A 17,345-nucleotide genomic window follows, 5' to 3' on the forward strand; every position below is an offset into this window, starting at 1 on the left:
TGCGGGAGCCTCGACAGTCCCGCCTATCTTATTACTATTTGCGCTTAGAGTTAATCTAGGCGCTTTTTTGTTGCAGAAAAATAGAAAGGATAAGGTTATGAACAAACGTATCAAAAAGAAACGAGATTTGAAAACTCTCTGAGATTGGCTAACAGTGCCATTGATTTTCTGTTAGACCAAAATAACCAGCTCTGGAAGATTGTGGAGCGAATGGAACAAGTCAACTCACGCAATGTGGGAGTAATAAACAAGCGATTTGATGACTTAGAAACCTACCAGAAAATCATTGAAGATGATGTAGCAGAACTCAAAAGAGCAAAGAAACCGTTTTGGAAACAGTGAGGAGAGTTTTATGCGATACCGGAAAAAGCCAGTTATTGTCGATGCAGTACGATGGAACAGTAAAAACTATTTTGACGTCATCAGATTGACAGGTCGGAAAGACATTAGGTTTTTCGATGATGGCAGCTGTATTATCCCGACGCTTGAAGGGAATGTCATAGCTCAGAAGGGCGATTACATAATCAAAGGTGTCAGAGGGGAGTGCTATCCTTGCAAACCTGATATTTTCACAGAAACTTATGAACTAGTAGATTAGGAAGTGGTCACTCATCTTGACAGCAGGAAAGACTGCTTGAAACTACTCTAAATTACTTTAAACTGGTCGAAATTGACCAGTTTTCTTTTTCTAGGAGGGATAAAAATGAAACCGCATCAAGAACGATTTGCAAATGAGTATCACGAATTAAAGGTAAAGCGTGACAAATTACACGCTATGAACGTGAAGTATGAAGCAGGTCAGCTAGATTTTAAACCTGGCTGTCCGCTGGAGCTTTTACAAAAACAAGAATCAGTCATGAATCAATACTTGACTGTTTTAGAAGCGCGAGCATTGATTGAAAATGTAACACTTTAATAATTCTAACCGTGTCATTCGATGCGGTTTTTTTGCCCTGTCGCATGGCATAAAACTAGGCAAAAAAACATCACTAGCGTGGCTTGTTTGTGTTTGGTATAGAATTACATTCAGACGAGACTAGAAAGCGTGAGACGTCCGTTTTCGTGGCTCTATGAACGTGATAGATATATCGGACATGGCAGGACTAGCATGGGAGGAAAAAATGGAAAAAGAACTTTTAGCAATGAACTTACGCAACTTGCAATTATTTGCAGAAGGTGGAGATGGTGGCGATAATTCGGGAGCTGGAGAAAATACAGAAAACCAAGAGCCCAATAATCAAGGTGGCGATGACGGGGAGAACAGTTCGGGATTCAAAGCGCCGCAATCACAGGCGGAATTAGACAGTCTTACGAATAAAGCCGTGCAAAAGGCTTTAGAGAATTACCGAAAAGGCGAACAAGAACGTATCGCAGAAGCAATCAAAAAAGAAAAAGACTACGCTAACTTATCGGCTGCTGAGCGGGCTAAAAAGGAGTTTGAAGAACAGCAGGCATCACTTGCTAAAGAAAAAGCAGAATTTGAGCATGAAAAACTTGTCGTACAAGTTGAAAAAGACCTTGTTTCTAAAGGTTTGCCAGCTGATTTTGCGGAACTTTTGGCAGTTGGAAACGCTGAAACAGCACTTGAGCAAGTTAGTAAGTTCGAAACAGCTTTTAATGCTGCTGTCAACGCTAAAGTCAAAGAATCACTACGTCAGTCAGCACCTGCATCGGGTGGTAGCGGTTCTGCTCAAACGAACTATGGGGCTAAACTTGCTGATGGTTCGGTTGCAACTGGCGGGAAATTATTTTAATTAAGGAGGGGCTTATATGTCCACAAAAAAACTATTCGGCAATGCTGAAATTCTTCACAATTTGCCTTATGAAGCTATCTCAGTTACAGTTGATAAGTCAACGACTGGGACAGTAGATGAAAACGCACGTAAAATTCTAAAAGCTGGTACGTTGTTAGCTGGTGATGGTGCTTCGATTTTTGCTGACCGTAGTAAAAAGGTTAAAGCAAATACAGAAGCTCCAGATGGTGTTTTACTTTATGATGTTGATATTACAGAAGGCGATGCGACTGCAAGCCTTGTTTATCGAGGTACTTTGCGTGAAGACAAAGTCAATGGCGGTACAGTGCCAGAAGGTGCTAAAACTGCATTGAAACATATTCAATTTGTGAAAGGAGTTTAATTTATGCCTTTAATTTATGATATTGTTACAGCTCCAAATATCGCAGGATATTGGAATACGAAGCAAGCTAAAGTTGATGCTTCTGTTGGTGAGAAAGTCTTTCCTGCTCAGAAACAGCTTGGTCTTGAGCTTGCTTTTGTTAAAGGTGCATCAGGTCGCCCTGTTGTCCTCAAACCATCTGCCTTTGATACTAAGGCAACACTTCGTGAACGTCTTAGCGTTACGCTCTCAAAGGAAGAAATGCCATTCTTTAAAGAATCAATGCTGGTCAAGGAAGCCGATCGTCAACAACTTAATCTGATTGCTCAAACAGGCAATCAAACTTTGATTGACACAATTACTCGTGGCTTGTTTGATGATACAACAACGCTCTTGGCTGGTGCTCGTGCTCAGCTGGAAGCAATGCGTATGCAAGTTTTGGCAACTGGTAAGATTGCAGTTATTGGAAATGGTGTACCACAAGATTTTGATTATGGTGTTGATGACGAGCATAAGTCGGCTGCAAAAGTGGCATGGTCCGACAAAGACACGGCTACACCTCTTGCTGATTTGGACACAGCTATCACAGCGCTTGAAAACTTGGGCGGTAAAGCAGAAGTGGCTTACATGAACCCAACAACTTTTGCTCAACTCAAAAACGCTAAATCTACCACAACTGCTATTAAGCCTCTTGCCCCAACTGGAGCAATCGCCACAGCTCAAGAAGTTAAGGATTATCTATCTGATAATTACGGCTTGACTATTGTTGTTAAATCAGGGGTTTATAAAGATTCTGATGGTAAAGTTAAAAAATATTTCCCGGATGGCCGCGTTACGCTCGCTCCTAATGCTGCTCTTGGACGCACGGTCTTTGGTACTACTCCAGAAGAAAGCGACTTGATGGGTGGTAATACTGGTGCAGCAGTGAACATTGTTGATACTGGTATTGCGGTGACTACAACAAAGAAAACTGATCCAGTCAATGTTGAAACCAAGGTGTCTATGATTGCTTTGCCATCGTTTGAGAATCTGGATGATTGCTATATGTTCTCAACAACACCAGACGCTTAATAGGAGGTGCTTATGACAGAAGTTATTGCGGGTTTTCGTGACAAAGAAACCAAGGTCATCTATGTTATTGGCGACAATTACGATGGTGACCGCGAGGCTGAACTCACGAAAGCTGGTTTTTTGAAAAAAGAATCTAAAAAGAAAGCTGCTGAATAGCAGGACAGGAGGTGCTTATGACACCACTTGACGAAGCTAAAATTATCCAAAATATTAAGTTGGATTTAGAAATTACTGATAATCTACAGGACGAATTGATAAACATGTTGTTAAGGCGTGTGATTAAGCATTTCAAAGCAGAATATGGCGTGTCTGAAATAGATGACGCCTATTCTTTTATCTTTGAGGATTGCGTGATTAAGCGATTTAATAGACGCGGTTCAGAAGGGGCACAGTCAGAGAGCGTGGAAGGTCATTCAGTTTCTTACTACGACAATAAGAATGAGTTTTTACCCTATGATGACATGTTGCAAAAAGCTTTTGGACAGTCTGGGCAGTCACGACCAGGACGGGTGTTTATCTTATGAGATATGCTGACAGAGTTATTCTAATTACCGAAACGACCGAAGCTGATTTTTTAGGTGATAAGGTTATCAAAAAAGAAAGCCAACCGATACCATGTTTTCGTGGTGGACTAACCATCGAAGAACAAATGGCGGTTTTTGGTAAGTACAGTCTTGATAACTTTAAGTTATACCTAAAAGGTCATTATGATGGATTTGAAACAGTCAAATATCACGATAAGACATTAATGATTGCTGGCAAGATTCATCACAATAATCACACGGTAATTTATTTATGAGTGTATCGTTTAAAATCAAAGGTGTTGACCGCATGGTTAGGCAACTCGCTATCAAGGGCAAACAAGCTCGTACTGCAACTGCTAGACAGTTAGAATTGTCTAGCTTACGGATTGAACGTATGGCCAAAGTAAAAGCTCCAGTTGACACTGGCGCGCTTAAAAATACCATTTTTCAGGCTAAGGCTGGCAATCTAACTTATAAGGTCACAGCGCCGCAACATTATGCTGTCTATGTTGAAAAAGGAACTCGCAAAATGCGTGCACAGCCTTTTTTGAAACCAGCTATTGACGCTGAACGTCCTAAACTAATCAGTAATTTACGCAAAATTTATAGCAAATAGAGGTGATATATGACAACTTATTCACCATCAACTTTATTTTTAAAAGAACTACACGATAGATTGGAAGTGTTAGCTATTCCAATCTATTTTAAATTGCCCAATTCAGACGTTCTAGAGCCTTTTATTGTGATTGGGTCTAATTCATCAGATACATCAAAAACAGCGCAAACTGGGGCTGTTATTGAGGATATCACGGTAAATATCGACATCTTCCTAGATGGTTCGAGCAGAACTGATGCGGAGGAAGTTAAATCAAAAGCTTTGAGAGCGTTAGGGCGTAGAAACGCAACAGCTAACATTATTCCAGATAACAGCATAGGGCGTGAAGTATATCACGTCTCTATTGTTGTGTCTGACACTGTTTATTGAAAAAGGAGAATTACATGACAGAACAAATCAAAGTAACGACTGCTAAACCATTGTCTGGTAAGAAGGTCTTTTACTTCATTCAGTCTATTCATGCTAAAATTGGTAGCAATGCAATCTTACCAGCTTATCGTACCGATGGCAGTTTAACACTTGGTGCTGAGTATTCGGATGAACAAACACAACAAGGTCTTTTGCTTGATAAAACGAGTACTAGTCATGAAATCGAATTGACGACTAAATTCGCACCAAAAGACCCTTCAATTGAAATTATTGAGCAAGCGAACGACACAGGAGAATCAGTTAAGATTTGGCGTGTTCTTGTTGATGAGACACTCAAAACTCAGGACGAACAAAGTAAAGATGTTTATCCTGCGAAATTCGGTTACGCTAAAATTGGTGATATTGAGTACAGTGAAGGTGTCGAAGATATTATCGAAGCTAGCTATACTGCAAGCATTGTCGGTAAGCTAAAAAATGGTAAATTCCCATTGACTGCCGAAGAAATCGCTTTGCTTGATGAAGTCTATGACTATCAAAATCCGGGCGAAACAACTGGTGATTACGATAACATCAAGAAAACAGATGATTAATATATCGAGGTTGGATATTACATCCAGCCTTTTATTTTTTTAGTTAGGAGACAATTAGCCTTATGGAATTTAAAGTAAAAAATAAAATCATTGAAATCAAGTTCGATTATCGCACACGTTACAAAGCAAACAAAAAGCTGGCAACACAAAATCAAGAAACTGGTGAAAGCAATAACGATGGTGTCGCTACACTTTTTAACAACATTTTGAATCGGAATGATAAAGGTATTGTTGATTTGATTATGCTAGCAGCGAATACAGCTGGTTCTAAAGCGATTACGGAAGACGATGCGCTTTCTGCAATCGAAAAATGGTTAACAGAAAATGAAGCAAGTGATACTGACGACCTCTTCAAAGAAATCCAAGAAGAAATGGTTGAATCAGGTTTTTTCAAAGAAGAGATTTCGAAATATATCACGAACATGGAAACTTCGTTAGAGTACATGGAAGGTCAAGAGGATGTGAGCGACATCCAACTCAAGGCTATCGAAAAAATGATTGGCAAGATGAAAAACGCAATCTCTTAATCGAGTGTGCAAGGCTTGGTTTAACGGATTTAGAAACAATCTATTCTTGTAACAAATGGGAACTTGACGCGATTTTGGAGGGGTTTCATTACAGACAGATTGATTTTCGTGAAAATCTGTCAGAGCTTGCTATGGAAATGCGCTATACAATGAATGCTAAGCATGTTAGTACTAGTAAATTGACTAAGAAGAAAGATAGAAACAAAGTTAAACAAGCCTTTCATGCAAATGACGATAAGCAAACAGCTAACAGCAGTCTTGCTGAACGTCTGCAAAAGGTTAATGACCATTTCATGAACAGATAACACAGAAAGGAGGAGTTATATGGCAGAATTTGATGGCTCAATTTTTGCCTATGTTGGTGCTGATATCAAAGACTATCAACAGGCGATGAATCAAATCCAAGCCAGTACGCAAGCAGCCTTCAGAAAAGCGCAAGATGCGGCCGTGAACAGTTCGAATAGTTTATTTCGAATGGTTGGTCAAATCATGGCACAACTAGCCAGCAATGGTCAACCACTGGGTCAACGTCTTGGAAATGCCTTTTCTACAGGGCTAAATCTGTCACTTGGTAAAATCCAACAAATCGCTGCATCTATCGGCGAAAAAATTCCTCAGCCCATAAAAAATGGGTTTAATACAGCTTTAACAGCTATCCAGAGTGGCGTTAATGCAGCGTCTAATAAAATACCTGCACCGATCAAAAACGCCTTTACAAGTGCTGCAAAGAGTGTTTCTAGTGCTGCAAGTGCAATGGCTAGTAAATTCAGTTCGGCTTTTAGCACTGTAAGTTCAAAGGCTAACAGTGCTGCTAGTGCTATTAGCAATTCTTTTGCTGGCAAAATCATGTCAAGTGTGACTAATTTGTCAACAAGGATGGCTAGTTCGCTTGGTTCTGGTTTTTCGAATTTGTCTAGTAAGGCAACTAGTGCACTTAATGGTGTTAGTTCAAAAATGAGCGAGCTAGGAAGTAGCATTACTAAAACTACTTTGACGGTTACAGCTCTTGGTGCGGCATTTGCAGTTTTCCAAGGGTTTAAGGCTACGGTTGTTGGTTCAGTTTCAAAAGCAGCAGATTTCGAAGCGAAGATGAGTAACATCAAAGCTTTAACTGGTGCCAGCTCTGAAACGATGGCGAAATTCAATGCGGCGGCTCAAAAAGCTGGTGCAGATACTGCATTCTCAGCCAGTGAGGCTGCTGATGCTATTGCTGAGTTGAGCAAGGCGGGTGTTGATACCTCAGCTATCCTCAATGGTGGTTTGACTGGTGCCCTGAACTTGGCAACTGCTGGTGAACTTAGTTTGACAGAAGCAGCGGAAGTTGCTTCAACTGCGCTTAACGCCTTCAAATCTGATAATTTAAGTGTTACTGATGCAGCTAACCAATTAGCGGGTGCAGCGAACGCCTCTGCGACAGATGTCCACGAATTGAAATACGGACTTTCTGCAGTTGCGGCGGTTGCCTCTGGTGTTGGTATGTCGTTCAATGACACAACTAATGCTCTTGCAGTCTTTGCACAAAACGGTCTTAAAGGCTCTGACGCTGGTACATCTCTTAAAACAATGCTTTTGAATTTGTCGCCTCAAACCGATAAAGCGGCAGCTCAAATGCAACAATTGGGAATTATTACAGCTGATGGTGCTAACCAATTCTATACAGCAGAAGGTAAGCTTAAGTCATTTAGTGAAATCTCACAAATCTTACAAGATAGCTTGAAAGGTTTGACTGCTGAGCAACAACAGAACGCTCTTAAGACAATGTTTGGTACTGATGCCATTCGTGCCGCTAATATTGCGATGAAAGAGGGCGCTGCTGGCGCAGATGCCATGCAAGCTGCAATTAGTAAGGTAACTGCTGCGGATGTCGCTAAAGAAAAACTTAATAACTTAAAAGGTGCTGTTGAGTATCTTAGTGGTTCATTTGAAACATTACAAATCAAAATTGGAACAGCGGTTTTACCAATTTTGACAGATTTAGTTCAGTGGTTAGATAAGTTAGTTAGCAAATTTAGTGAATCAGCTGGATTGCAAAAATTCTTAGATTCCCTAACAGCTTTAGAACCAGCTCTTGACCATATTTTGAATGGTACTAAGTTAACAACTGACCAGATGTCTAAAGCACAAGATGCTGTAAGTAATCTAACACCTGCCATTGCAGGATTAGTTGGTGCTTTTGCTTTTGGTCCTGCGCTTAAATACTTAGGTTTGCTAGGTACAGGTCTAGGTGCTTTAGGCACTAAAGGATTAGTTTTGAGTGGCATTTTTAGTACTGCTTTTAGTAATGTTGGCGGGCTTATTGGTGTTTTAGCAAAAAGAATGACAGGTCTCGCCGGTGTATTCGGTAATGCTGCAAGTACAGGTCTATCAGTGCTTGGCGGGATGACTTCAGCGATAGGAAGCGTTGCTAGTTTAGCACTTGCTTCAATCGGTCCCGCTGCTATTCTTGGTCTTGTTGTTGCTGGTCTTGGCCTTATCAACAGTCAGTTTGGCGCACAGATTGACCAGCTTCTAAACACAGTAACGACTAAAGGACCTCAAATTATCACTAATCTGGTTGCTGGTATTACTAGCAAAATTCCACATTTGATAGCGTCTGGAGCTGATTTGATTGCTAAGTTTGCTAATGCGTTAACTGTCATGTTTCCAGTGCTTGTGCAAGCTGGTGTTCAATTGATTTCTAGTCTTGTTCAAGGGGTTGGACAAAATGCAGGTAGTTTGATTAGTTCAGCTGTAACGGTTATCGGAACCTTTATCAGTTCAATAGCTAGTGCGTTGCCACAACTCTTGTCTGTTGGTATGAACTTCATTGCAAATGTGGTTAGTGGTATTGTTCAAAATATTCCTTTGATTGCACAACAAGCCCAATCTATTGTCAACAACTTTGGAGCCAGCTTGTCTGCTAACATGCCTAACATTATCTCTAAAGGTATTGAAATTATCCAAAATCTTGTTTCTGGAGCTATCCAGATGTTGCCTACAGTGTTGCAGATTGCTACACAGGTTATCACTGGGTTTATTTCTGGCTTAGTTAGCTATCTTCCGCAAATCTTGCAAGGTGGTATCCAGATTATTGTCAGTTTGGTTCAAGGTATTCTACAGAATTTGCCTAACATTGTTCAGTCAGCGGTTCAAATTATCCAATCTTTAGTATCTGGATTGGCTCAGGCTTTGCCACAAATCATTGCAGCAGGTATTCAGCTTGTCGGACAGTTGGCTATTACTATCATCAAAAATATTCCACAAATCCTTGTGGCTGGTGTTCAACTGATTGTTGGGCTTGGAAAAGCAATGCTTGAAGCTATTCCTAACGCTTTAAAGGGTGTCTGGGATGGTATTAAGAATGGTTTTTCTGGCATGTGGGATAGCATCACAGGAAAGTCTAGCTCTAGCAAAGAAAAAGTCAAAGTGGATGCACAAGATATGGCTTTAGGTGTGGCTAATTCAACTAGCCAAATGAGTTTGCAAACCAATCTTGACACAACTAATATGCTTAACAGCATCAGTCAAAACACAGGATTAGCCAGTCTGAATGCAACGACGAATGCACAACAGATGACATCAAATGTCAATGCACAAACTGGCATCATGAGCGTTCAGACTCTTAACGACTCCATTGCTATGGCTAATGGTATTAATACCAATACAGCACAAGCAAGTACAAACGCCACAACCAACGCACAGAACATGGCTAACGGCGTTAACGCCGCAACATCTAGCATGAACCTTGGCGCTGTTAATCAAGCGCTTAGTTTGTCAGCTGGTGTGTCTAGCAATATGCAAAATGCACAAGCAAACGCCACAAACGCAGCACAAGCGGCAAATAGCGGTGTTACAGCAAACTTTAACGCAATGCAAGCAAATGCGAATAGTTCAGCTAGCAGTCTGTCAAGCAATGTGACATCTGGTCTTAATTCGGCGGCGGCATCAGCCAATGCGGCATCAGGGCGTATGGCTAGCGGTGTGGCAAGCAACTTTAGCAAAACAAGAACATCGGCTTCTACATCGATGGCTGGTGTTGCACAAGCAACAACCAGTGGCATGACTAAAGTTTCTAGCGCTGTTCAGTCAGGCGGAAATAAGATGAACTCAACGTTCACCAGTACTTTTAACAAGATGAAATCTACCGCAAAATCTGGCATGTCTTCTGTATCTTCGGCGGTATCTGCAGGGATGAGTAATGCTGTCTCGCATGCTCATAGCGGTGCTAACAGAGTAGTATCGGCTCTTAATTCAGCAGCTTCAGGCGCTCGTGTTGCAGGGATGAATACAGGATATGGTTTCGGTAGTGGTTTAGCAGGAACAGCTGGATACATCTATTCGGTTGCTAATACCATTGCAAACAATGTCGCAGCTACTATTCGTAGGGCTATGGATATTCACTCGCCATCTCGTGTAATGAAGTCTTTAGGTGGCTATACTGGTGAAGGTTTCGCCATTGGTATGTCTGATTGGATTAGCGAAATCAATGCTATCAGCAAAGAATACGCTTTGGCGGTAACTGACCAAAACTGGGGTGTTAATAGTTCGATGGCAGTGTCAGGGAATGTGAACAACTCGGGTATCAACTCATCATTAGAAAGTCTATCTGACGAAGTGAAAAATACTAGCTTGTCAGAACCAGTCTTCGAAGTACACACTGAATTGGTTGGCGATAAAATTTATACAACGGTCAAAGAAAAAGAAGCTAGAGAAGAAGCGAAAAATGGTTATTTTAATTATGCATAAGAAGGGGGCGACTAAATGGATATATTGATTACAAAGGGGACTCAATCAGTTAAATTATCTGATTACGGTTTTTACAATATCGGTATTGATGATAGTGCTCCTTCGATTTCTCTTGATACACGAAGTGTTAAAGGGCGGTCTGGAATAATCTTTGGTGGTGCAACTTTTACCACTAAAGCAATTAAAGTAACAGGGCGCATTGCAGTAACGACCATTCAAGCCTTTATGGCCAAAAAAGATGATATCAATGGCTTGTTGTTAGACGACGAGCCATTTTATATCACTAAAATGTATCCTAACAATGCCGAATTTTATGACTTTCAGATTCCTGGTCAAACGACTGGAGATTTAGATTTACTTAATCAGTCACACACAGCTTGGAAGTATCGATGGAAAGTGATTATCAGTGGAGAACCGTCATTTGTTTTTGTTGGAAAAGCAGGAGATAGTCTAAAATACGATGTCTCAATGACATTTACAACAGTTGAATTACCGTATGGTCAAACCACTCCTAAAACAATTAGATTATCTAATGGAAGTTTTGATTATAATGGCACGGCTACACTTAGTCAATTGGAGTGGCCTTTTGTTGTCAAGCTGACATCAACAGGTAATCAAGCAAGTTTTTATTTAGAAATCAGTGGTAAGAGGTTTACTTATACGCAAACCGGCAACATCAACGCTGGTGATGTGTTTAAACTGACCGGCATTGAGACGACAAAAAATGATGTCACAGTTAACGCTAAAACTAATTATGCTTATTTTTTAATTAAGCCAACTCTTAACCATAAAATTCCATATCAAACCAACTTTAATGGAACTATTGAGATTTTGAACTTTGTTGAACTATACAAGTGAGGAGGTGATTAATTGATTACATTTTTAGATGAGAATGACATCGAGCATGGTGCACAAACCACTATTAAATCAACTAATGCAGTTAATGGAGAGAGGTCTCTCAGTGGCGAAATAGTGACTGGCGATTATGTCATCAGTCATATAGAAAGAGGCTGGCGATTACGATTCAACGATGAATACTATGTTGTCACTTATGCTAAACCAATTGATGAAGGGAGAACGGTTTCAGTTACTTTTGATGCAGTCCATCAGTTTTTCTGGGACTTCGATAAATCGTCATTACACCGTCAATTATCTGATGGCTCGCATACGTTTCAAGCTTACCTTGATTTTATTTTTGAAGGCAGTGGTTACAGCTATGTTATTGACTCTTTGCTTAAAATACCAGCCTTTGAAAAGCAATCATTCGGGTACAAAAGTCGCTTGTCGCTATTCAATGACATTGTTACCTCTACTGGTGTGGAGTTTCAAGTTAATGGCAAAGTTGTCCGTATTCTGGAAAGAGTCGGCACAGACTTATCGACAGTAGTTCGAAAAAACTTTAACTTAAACGAACTTGGAATTGAAAAGAATATTGGCGACTTCGTGACTTATCAGAAAGGTTTTGGAGCTTGGAAGGATAGCGAAGACCACTCAAAAGGTCGCTTAGAAATTGAGTATATTAGCCCTCTTGAATCAGTCTACGGCAGATTAGAAGCTGAACCGCTTGTTGATGAGCGGTACACGAAAGAAAGTAGTTTGCTGTCCGTTTTAAAGAATAATGTTGATAATTCTTACACAATCAGTGTGACTCTAGATATTGAAGATTTGACTCGGGCTGGTTACAAGTACACTCAGCCTATTGCTGGTGATTACATCATGGCAATCAATGAGACGCTTAGTTTCCAAGAGAAAATCAGGATTGTATCGTTTACTAGCGAATATGATGTGACAGGACAACTTATCAAACATACAGTCACTTGTAACGATATCGGGTTTGTTAAGAAACAGTCTGCAAGTTACAGCGTGGCAAAGAAACAGGCGTCAAGTGCTGTTTCTAGCGCTCAGAATGCCTTAGAAGTTGCTAACAGAGCCCTTGTTTCCGCTAATGGGAAAAATAGTATTTTCAGAGGTACTGATTTTCCAAAAGACGAGCCAAAAGGAACGTTACATGTCGGTGATTTACTTTTTTTGACAGTCGGTGATGTTGTTAAGCAGTATCGTTGGAACGGAGCGGATTGGGAATATGTAACAGGCGAAGATTACGCCAAACAAATCAAGGAACAGGTTGATAGCCAATTCGCAGAAGTTACCCAACAAATCGCAGAGCAACAACAGGCGCATGATCGTACTGTTGCTGATATTTTGACCAAAGTTGGCGCTTTGCAGAATTTAGCCACAGAAGCTGAGACAATAGGTAATCAAGCTAAATTGGATGCTGCTGGTGCGTTAGCACAAGCTAATCAAGCTAAGATTGACGCCATCACAGAAGCTAACAGATTAGTTGAGCTGAGTAAGACCACTCTAACTAATCAAATCAAGTCAGTAGATGTAAAAGTTGACAATGTTGCTAATCTAATCACCTCTAAAGTCTCTCAGACGGATTTTGACAAGCTTAAAGGCACGGTGACAGGTCAACAGACTACGATTGAGCAGACCACTGCTAAAATCGCTCTCAAAGCCGATAAAACGGCCACAGATAATCTTAGTCAGCAAATCAGTCAAACTCAAGCAGATTTAAGCGTAGCTAATGATAAGATTAAAGCTCTAGTCACTAAAACTGATTTTGATAGGTTAACTGGTCGTATGACCACGGCTGAGACTCAATTAGTCACCCAAGCTGGTCTAATTGAACAACGATTGACAAGTACGCAGGTAGAGGCGGCTATCAATGCCAAGGGTTATCAGACCGAAGCTCAGGTAGATAGCAACATCGCAGGTCGTGGGTATATCACAAGTAGTGCTTTGCAACCTTATGCGCTATCTACGACTGTCCAAAATCTAGTCAAAGAGACTGCAGACAGTTTTAGTCGGACGATTAGTGAGACAAAAGCATTGATACCGACCGAAATTGGTTCACGAAATTACATCCGTGGCTCGCTTGAAATGAAAAAAGGAAGTGGAAATTGGAATGACGGCACTTTCCGACATTCTGGACCAGGTTCATCGGTTAGCATTGATATTTCAGATTTCCCAGCGGGATATGTTTCAAAGGCAATAAAAATATCTGGTCAGGGTGCAGGGATTGCTCAAGATAACTTTGCTATTTCAGAGGGAGATTGGACGCTTTCTTATTGGGTAAAAGCTACAAAAGGAACAGTTGTTCGTTTACAAGCATACTATTCAGGAAGTAATACATCTACTGGTGTATCAAGGACAATATCACTCGCAATGGATGGTTGGCAAAGAATTTCTTTCACTGCCATAAATAGTATTGCAGAAACATTAAGCATCGCTTATATTTACATCCATGCTGGCACAGAAATCATTGTTACAGCCCCTCAGCTTGAAAAAGGGAAGCTATTAACAGATCACTCACCAGCCCCAGAAGATTTCGCAACTGTCACAGCATTGCACACTGTTAATGATACAGTTAATAGTCACACAAGAACTATTACTGAGCAAGGCAAGTCAATCAGTCAGGTTATCCAAACCGCAAATAGTCTGATTAATCGGGTAGATAATCTAAGCGCTGGGGTACGTAATTATCTTGCGAATACCGCCAAGCATCCCTATATCGTAGTTGATAATGTGACAAATTACAAAGTGTTTGATTGGTACAATCTTGTTAGTGGCAAGACTATGGCTGAATTAGGTTTTGTTGTAGGTGATAGAGTTACTTTGCAGTATGATTTGAAGCGCTATAGCCCACAATCTGGGACAACATCTGTCACGAACTATCGTCTAGAATTTTACAATGCAACTGGTTATGTTGCACGTTTTGGTGATATTTATGTACCAGAAGCCGGAAGCAAGAAGATTACCATAGAGCTAACCTCCGCGATGTTGGCTGCTACCCAAATTAAGTTACGTGTTGATAATTCAAACACTATTTTAGAGTTTAATGAGACACGATTAGTCAAAGGCTCAATGTCAGTGGATTGGTCACCAGCTCCTGAAGATAGCGACGAAGCTTTGTCAGCTGTATCGACAACAGTCTCTCAATTAGCCGGGTCTTGGGCGGTTAAAAATTTGACAAGTGGTGGGGCTGTACTCAATCAAATAAATCTATTGGCAAACGGAACTAACTTAATTGATGGTCGTCTGACTCACATCACCGGGGATACTTTGATTGATCGTGGTGTGATTAAGTCAGCCATGATTGGCAATGGACAGATAGGAACAGCACAGATTGGCACTATTGATGCTAGTCAGGCAAATATTATTAATATTAATGCTTCCAATATTACAACAAATGGTTTAAGCGCTAACGTTATTAAAGGTGGTACTTTAGGGGCGTTAAATAATGTCACTAATTTTAACTTGCAAACCGGCTGGATCGAAATGAATAATGAATCAGTCGGAATTAAGAATCAGTTTAGCGATCAACCCATCCAATACCTTGTCTTCGGAAGAGGTGCAATTAATGGTAAGGCTGGAACATACACTGCGTTGATGTCAAATTCAAACAAAAAAGTCGCAATGGATGATGGTTCGGCTGGTATTCAGATTTGGAATACTAACGACAACACAACCGCTGTCAATTTGTATGGTGATGAGTTGGCCTTGATGTATAATGCCACTGATAAGGACGGTATCGTAATTAATAATATTTCGAACACAATTAGTGGAGTAAAGAATATCAATTTATCAAGCTATCGTAATATAGGTTTGAAAGAAATATTGAACGATATTTATAACAATTTAGCAACATTGCATAGAGTTAAAACCACTGAAACAGCCTATACTTACTCAATGTACGGACCAGTTTAAAAGGAGAAACAATGCAATTAAAACTAACAAACAAAGACTTACTGACCCTCAAAACCATCTTGGAAAAATTGCACATCTCAAACATGCGTATCAATCGGGGTAAAATCAAGCTATATAAGCATGTTTTGGCTAAGATTGATGAGTATGCTCAAGATGAGCGAGATATTTTAAGTGCAGCAGCCGTCATCGATGATGATGGCTCTTTTGCTAAAAACAATGATGGTAATGTCATTTTGAAAGAAGGTGAGACTTATGAGCACGTAAACAACCAACTGAACGAACTGTCGCAAGAAGAAGTGGTGCTGGACGCTGGCGAGTACGAAGCACGCTATACAGTTTTTTGGGAGTGGCTAGCTGAATGTGAGGAAGAGCTAACTATGGATGAGGTTACCTTGGTGGATGACCTCTTAGAACAATTTGAAAAACAAAAGGAGAATAATTATGGCTTTAGAAACAATTAAAACAACGCGGCTTGTTGGCAACTTGAAAATCGGCGATGAAACCGTTAAACAGTACACTGTCGATATTGATTCGAATGGTGTCTCAACAGTTTATGAGTCAGTCTATAATGCAGACTTGTACGCTAAAAACCGACTCGAAATGCGCAAGCAGGAAAAGGAATTTCGCGACAAACGCTATGAAGTAGAAGATGCTATCTTGGCTGAAATCGAATCTGCAGCTGTTGAAGGTAAGTAGTTAGGCAGGTGATTGGATGCCAGGACAAGATATCGTTCGGGAGGCTATCAAGGCCTCTTGGACAATTGATAAGATTGCGGGGGTGGTGGTTGTCATTCTCGCGATTTTGCTTGTCTCGATGGCTGTCAGTCAAAATTCTCATGTTAAACGCTTGATTAACAATTTCCAAAAGACTAACGATGCGCTGATGGAAACCAATCGTCAAATTGCGAGTGATAATCAACGGCACATGGAACATTTGACAACAGCGGTCAATAATTTGGCCAGTGAGACACGCAACGATATTGCAGATTTAAAAGAACAGGTCTCAGAACTCAAAGATGAGGTTAGAGACTATAAGATGATGCCTTAGGAGAAACGAAAATGAAAACTTATATCAAAAAACTAGGAATCAAGGTCGTTAAGACGATGGCGCAGGCAGCGCTTGGGGTAATTGGCTCAACAGCTCTTATCTCAGAAGTAAACTGGCAAGTAGTTGCTTCTACAGTTGCCCTTTCTGGACTTGTCTGTGTGCTGATGAATCTGGCTGATTTGAAAGAGTGATAATCATGAAGAAGAATGATTATTTTATCGACGTGTCGGCTTATCAGGCGGCTGATTTAACGGCGATTTGCCAAGCGGCTGGCACTCGTAACACAATTATCAAGGTTAGTGAGGGTACAGGTTGGTTAAGTCCTGTACGGGTCACACAGACCCAGACGAGTAACTGTGTTGGCTATTATCACTTTGCTCGTTTTGGTGGCAATGTGGCACTAGCTCAGGCGGAAGCTGACTTTTTTATCGCAAACTTGCCAGCTAAAGTGACTTACCTCGTCTGTGACTATGAAGATGACGCAAGCGGAAACAGACAGGCTAATACTAACGCTGTACTTGCTTTTATGGATAAATGCAAAGCAGCAGGCTATCAGCCTATCTACTACTCATATAAGCCGTTTACGTTGGCAAATGTGGATTATACGCAGATTATTGCTAAATATCCAAACAGTTTGTGGATTGCAGCCTATCCAAACTACGAGATAACACCAGACCCTGTTTGGTCAGTGTTTCCGAGTATGGAAGGCATCCGCTGGTGGCAGTTTACGTCTGTGGGTATTGCAGGCGGTTTAGATAAAAATATTGTATTGCTAGATGACGAGCAAACAACGTCATCAACACTAAAAGAACAAACGTCAGAGGACGAGGAGGAAGATTATATGAATTTCGTAATGCGCTCAAAATCAGGAAAACAAGGTTACATTGGCTGTGTAAATGGTGCTATATTTGGTATCGGTGACATTGGTACCGTAACAGCTCTACAAGAGGCTGGTTGTAAGCATTTAACGTTAGACGATGGCGACTTTAA

General features: G+C 40.7%; 20 protein-coding genes and 1 pseudogene. All 21 read left to right on the forward strand.

The features are described from left to right. Positions 1-144: 144 nt before the first annotated feature. Complete coding sequence (locus ABZ559_RS05085; protein ID WP_367007434.1) at positions 145-342, forward strand: hypothetical protein; 198 nt, start codon at positions 145-147, stop codon at positions 340-342. A 361-nt stretch (positions 343-703) separates the two neighbouring features. After that, a complete protein-coding gene (locus tag ABZ559_RS05090; protein WP_367007435.1) occupies positions 704-916 on the forward strand; it encodes a hypothetical protein in 213 nt (70 codons plus the stop codon). A gap of 205 nt (positions 917-1,121) precedes the next feature. Further along, complete coding sequence (locus ABZ559_RS05095; RefSeq protein ID WP_367007436.1) at positions 1,122-1,754, forward strand: DUF4355 domain-containing protein; 633 nt, start codon at positions 1,122-1,124, stop codon at positions 1,752-1,754. A gap of 16 nt (positions 1,755-1,770) precedes the next feature. Further along, positions 1,771-2,136 carry a hypothetical protein gene (locus tag ABZ559_RS05100; RefSeq protein WP_367007437.1) on the forward strand — a complete coding sequence of 122 codons (366 nt, stop codon included), beginning with the start codon at positions 1,771-1,773 and terminating at the stop codon, positions 2,134-2,136. Positions 2,137-2,139: 3 nt separating this feature from the next. Beyond that, entirely contained in the window at positions 2,140-3,186 is a 1,047-nt protein-coding gene (locus tag ABZ559_RS05105; RefSeq protein ID WP_367007438.1) for a major capsid protein, read from the forward strand. Positions 3,187-3,198: 12 nt separating this feature from the next. Continuing rightward, positions 3,199-3,342 carry a hypothetical protein gene (locus tag ABZ559_RS05110; protein WP_367007439.1) on the forward strand — a complete coding sequence of 48 codons (144 nt, stop codon included), beginning with the start codon at positions 3,199-3,201 and terminating at the stop codon, positions 3,340-3,342. 17 nt (positions 3,343-3,359) lie between these two features. Beyond that, positions 3,360-3,710, forward strand: a complete 351-nt coding sequence (locus ABZ559_RS05115; protein WP_367007440.1) for a phage head-tail connector protein — start codon at positions 3,360-3,362, stop codon at positions 3,708-3,710. Then, positions 3,707-3,985 carry a hypothetical protein gene (locus ABZ559_RS05120; protein ID WP_367007441.1) on the forward strand — a complete coding sequence of 93 codons (279 nt, stop codon included), beginning with the start codon at positions 3,707-3,709 and terminating at the stop codon, positions 3,983-3,985. Before ABZ559_RS05115 ends, ABZ559_RS05120 begins: the two co-directional genes overlap by 4 nt. Continuing rightward, entirely contained in the window at positions 3,982-4,326 is a 345-nt protein-coding gene (locus ABZ559_RS05125) for an HK97-gp10 family putative phage morphogenesis protein (RefSeq protein ID WP_367007442.1), read from the forward strand. Before ABZ559_RS05120 ends, ABZ559_RS05125 begins: the two co-directional genes overlap by 4 nt. A 9-nt stretch (positions 4,327-4,335) precedes the next feature. Beyond that, on the forward strand, positions 4,336-4,695 hold the full coding sequence (locus tag ABZ559_RS05130; protein ID WP_367007443.1) for a hypothetical protein: 360 nt from the start codon (positions 4,336-4,338) through the stop codon (positions 4,693-4,695). A gap of 14 nt (positions 4,696-4,709) precedes the next feature. Continuing rightward, positions 4,710-5,285, forward strand: coding sequence for a phage major tail protein, TP901-1 family (locus ABZ559_RS05135; protein WP_367007444.1), 576 nt, complete (start codon positions 4,710-4,712; stop codon positions 5,283-5,285). A 62-nt stretch (positions 5,286-5,347) separates the two neighbouring features. Continuing rightward, positions 5,348-5,812 carry a tail assembly chaperone gene (locus ABZ559_RS05140; protein ID WP_367007445.1) on the forward strand — a complete coding sequence of 155 codons (465 nt, stop codon included), beginning with the start codon at positions 5,348-5,350 and terminating at the stop codon, positions 5,810-5,812. A 131-nt stretch (positions 5,813-5,943) separates the two neighbouring features. Then, the gene (locus ABZ559_RS05145) at positions 5,944-6,117 is read left to right on the forward strand and encodes a hypothetical protein (RefSeq protein ID WP_367007446.1); all 174 of its coding nucleotides are present in this window, start codon (positions 5,944-5,946) and stop codon (positions 6,115-6,117) included. A gap of 19 nt (positions 6,118-6,136) precedes the next feature. After that, a complete protein-coding gene (locus tag ABZ559_RS05150; protein WP_367007447.1) occupies positions 6,137-10,537 on the forward strand; it encodes a phage tail tape measure protein in 4,401 nt (1,466 codons plus the stop codon). Positions 10,538-10,552: 15 nt separating this feature from the next. Further along, positions 10,553-11,395, forward strand: coding sequence for a phage tail domain-containing protein (locus ABZ559_RS05155; RefSeq protein ID WP_367007448.1), 843 nt, complete (start codon positions 10,553-10,555; stop codon positions 11,393-11,395). Between the two features lie 12 nt (positions 11,396-11,407). Then, a complete protein-coding gene (locus tag ABZ559_RS05160; RefSeq protein ID WP_367007449.1) occupies positions 11,408-15,307 on the forward strand; it encodes a phage tail protein in 3,900 nt (1,299 codons plus the stop codon). An 11-nt stretch (positions 15,308-15,318) separates the two neighbouring features. Continuing rightward, complete coding sequence (locus ABZ559_RS05165) at positions 15,319-15,768, forward strand: DUF1617 family protein (RefSeq protein ID WP_367007450.1); 450 nt, start codon at positions 15,319-15,321, stop codon at positions 15,766-15,768. Further along, the gene (locus tag ABZ559_RS05170) at positions 15,749-16,003 is read left to right on the forward strand and encodes a hypothetical protein (RefSeq protein ID WP_367007451.1); all 255 of its coding nucleotides are present in this window, start codon (positions 15,749-15,751) and stop codon (positions 16,001-16,003) included. Before ABZ559_RS05165 ends, ABZ559_RS05170 begins: the two co-directional genes overlap by 20 nt. Before the next feature lie 16 nt (positions 16,004-16,019). Then, positions 16,020-16,355: a hypothetical protein gene (locus ABZ559_RS05175; RefSeq protein WP_273414525.1), complete on the forward strand. Its 336-nt coding sequence runs from the start codon at positions 16,020-16,022 to the stop codon at positions 16,353-16,355. Between the two features lie 11 nt (positions 16,356-16,366). Then, positions 16,367-16,546 (forward strand): holin, encoded by a 180-nt coding sequence (locus tag ABZ559_RS05180; protein WP_367007452.1) that lies wholly within the window; start codon positions 16,367-16,369, stop codon positions 16,544-16,546. A 5-nt stretch (positions 16,547-16,551) separates the two neighbouring features. Further along, positions 16,552-17,139: pseudogene (locus tag ABZ559_RS05185) on the forward strand (GH25 family lysozyme); the annotation flags it as partial. Between the last annotated feature and the right edge of the window lie 206 nt (positions 17,140-17,345).

The organism is Streptococcus sp. ZY19097 (genome assembly GCF_040731245.1).
GTDB classification, from domain to species: domain Bacteria; phylum Bacillota; class Bacilli; order Lactobacillales; family Streptococcaceae; genus Streptococcus; species Streptococcus orisratti.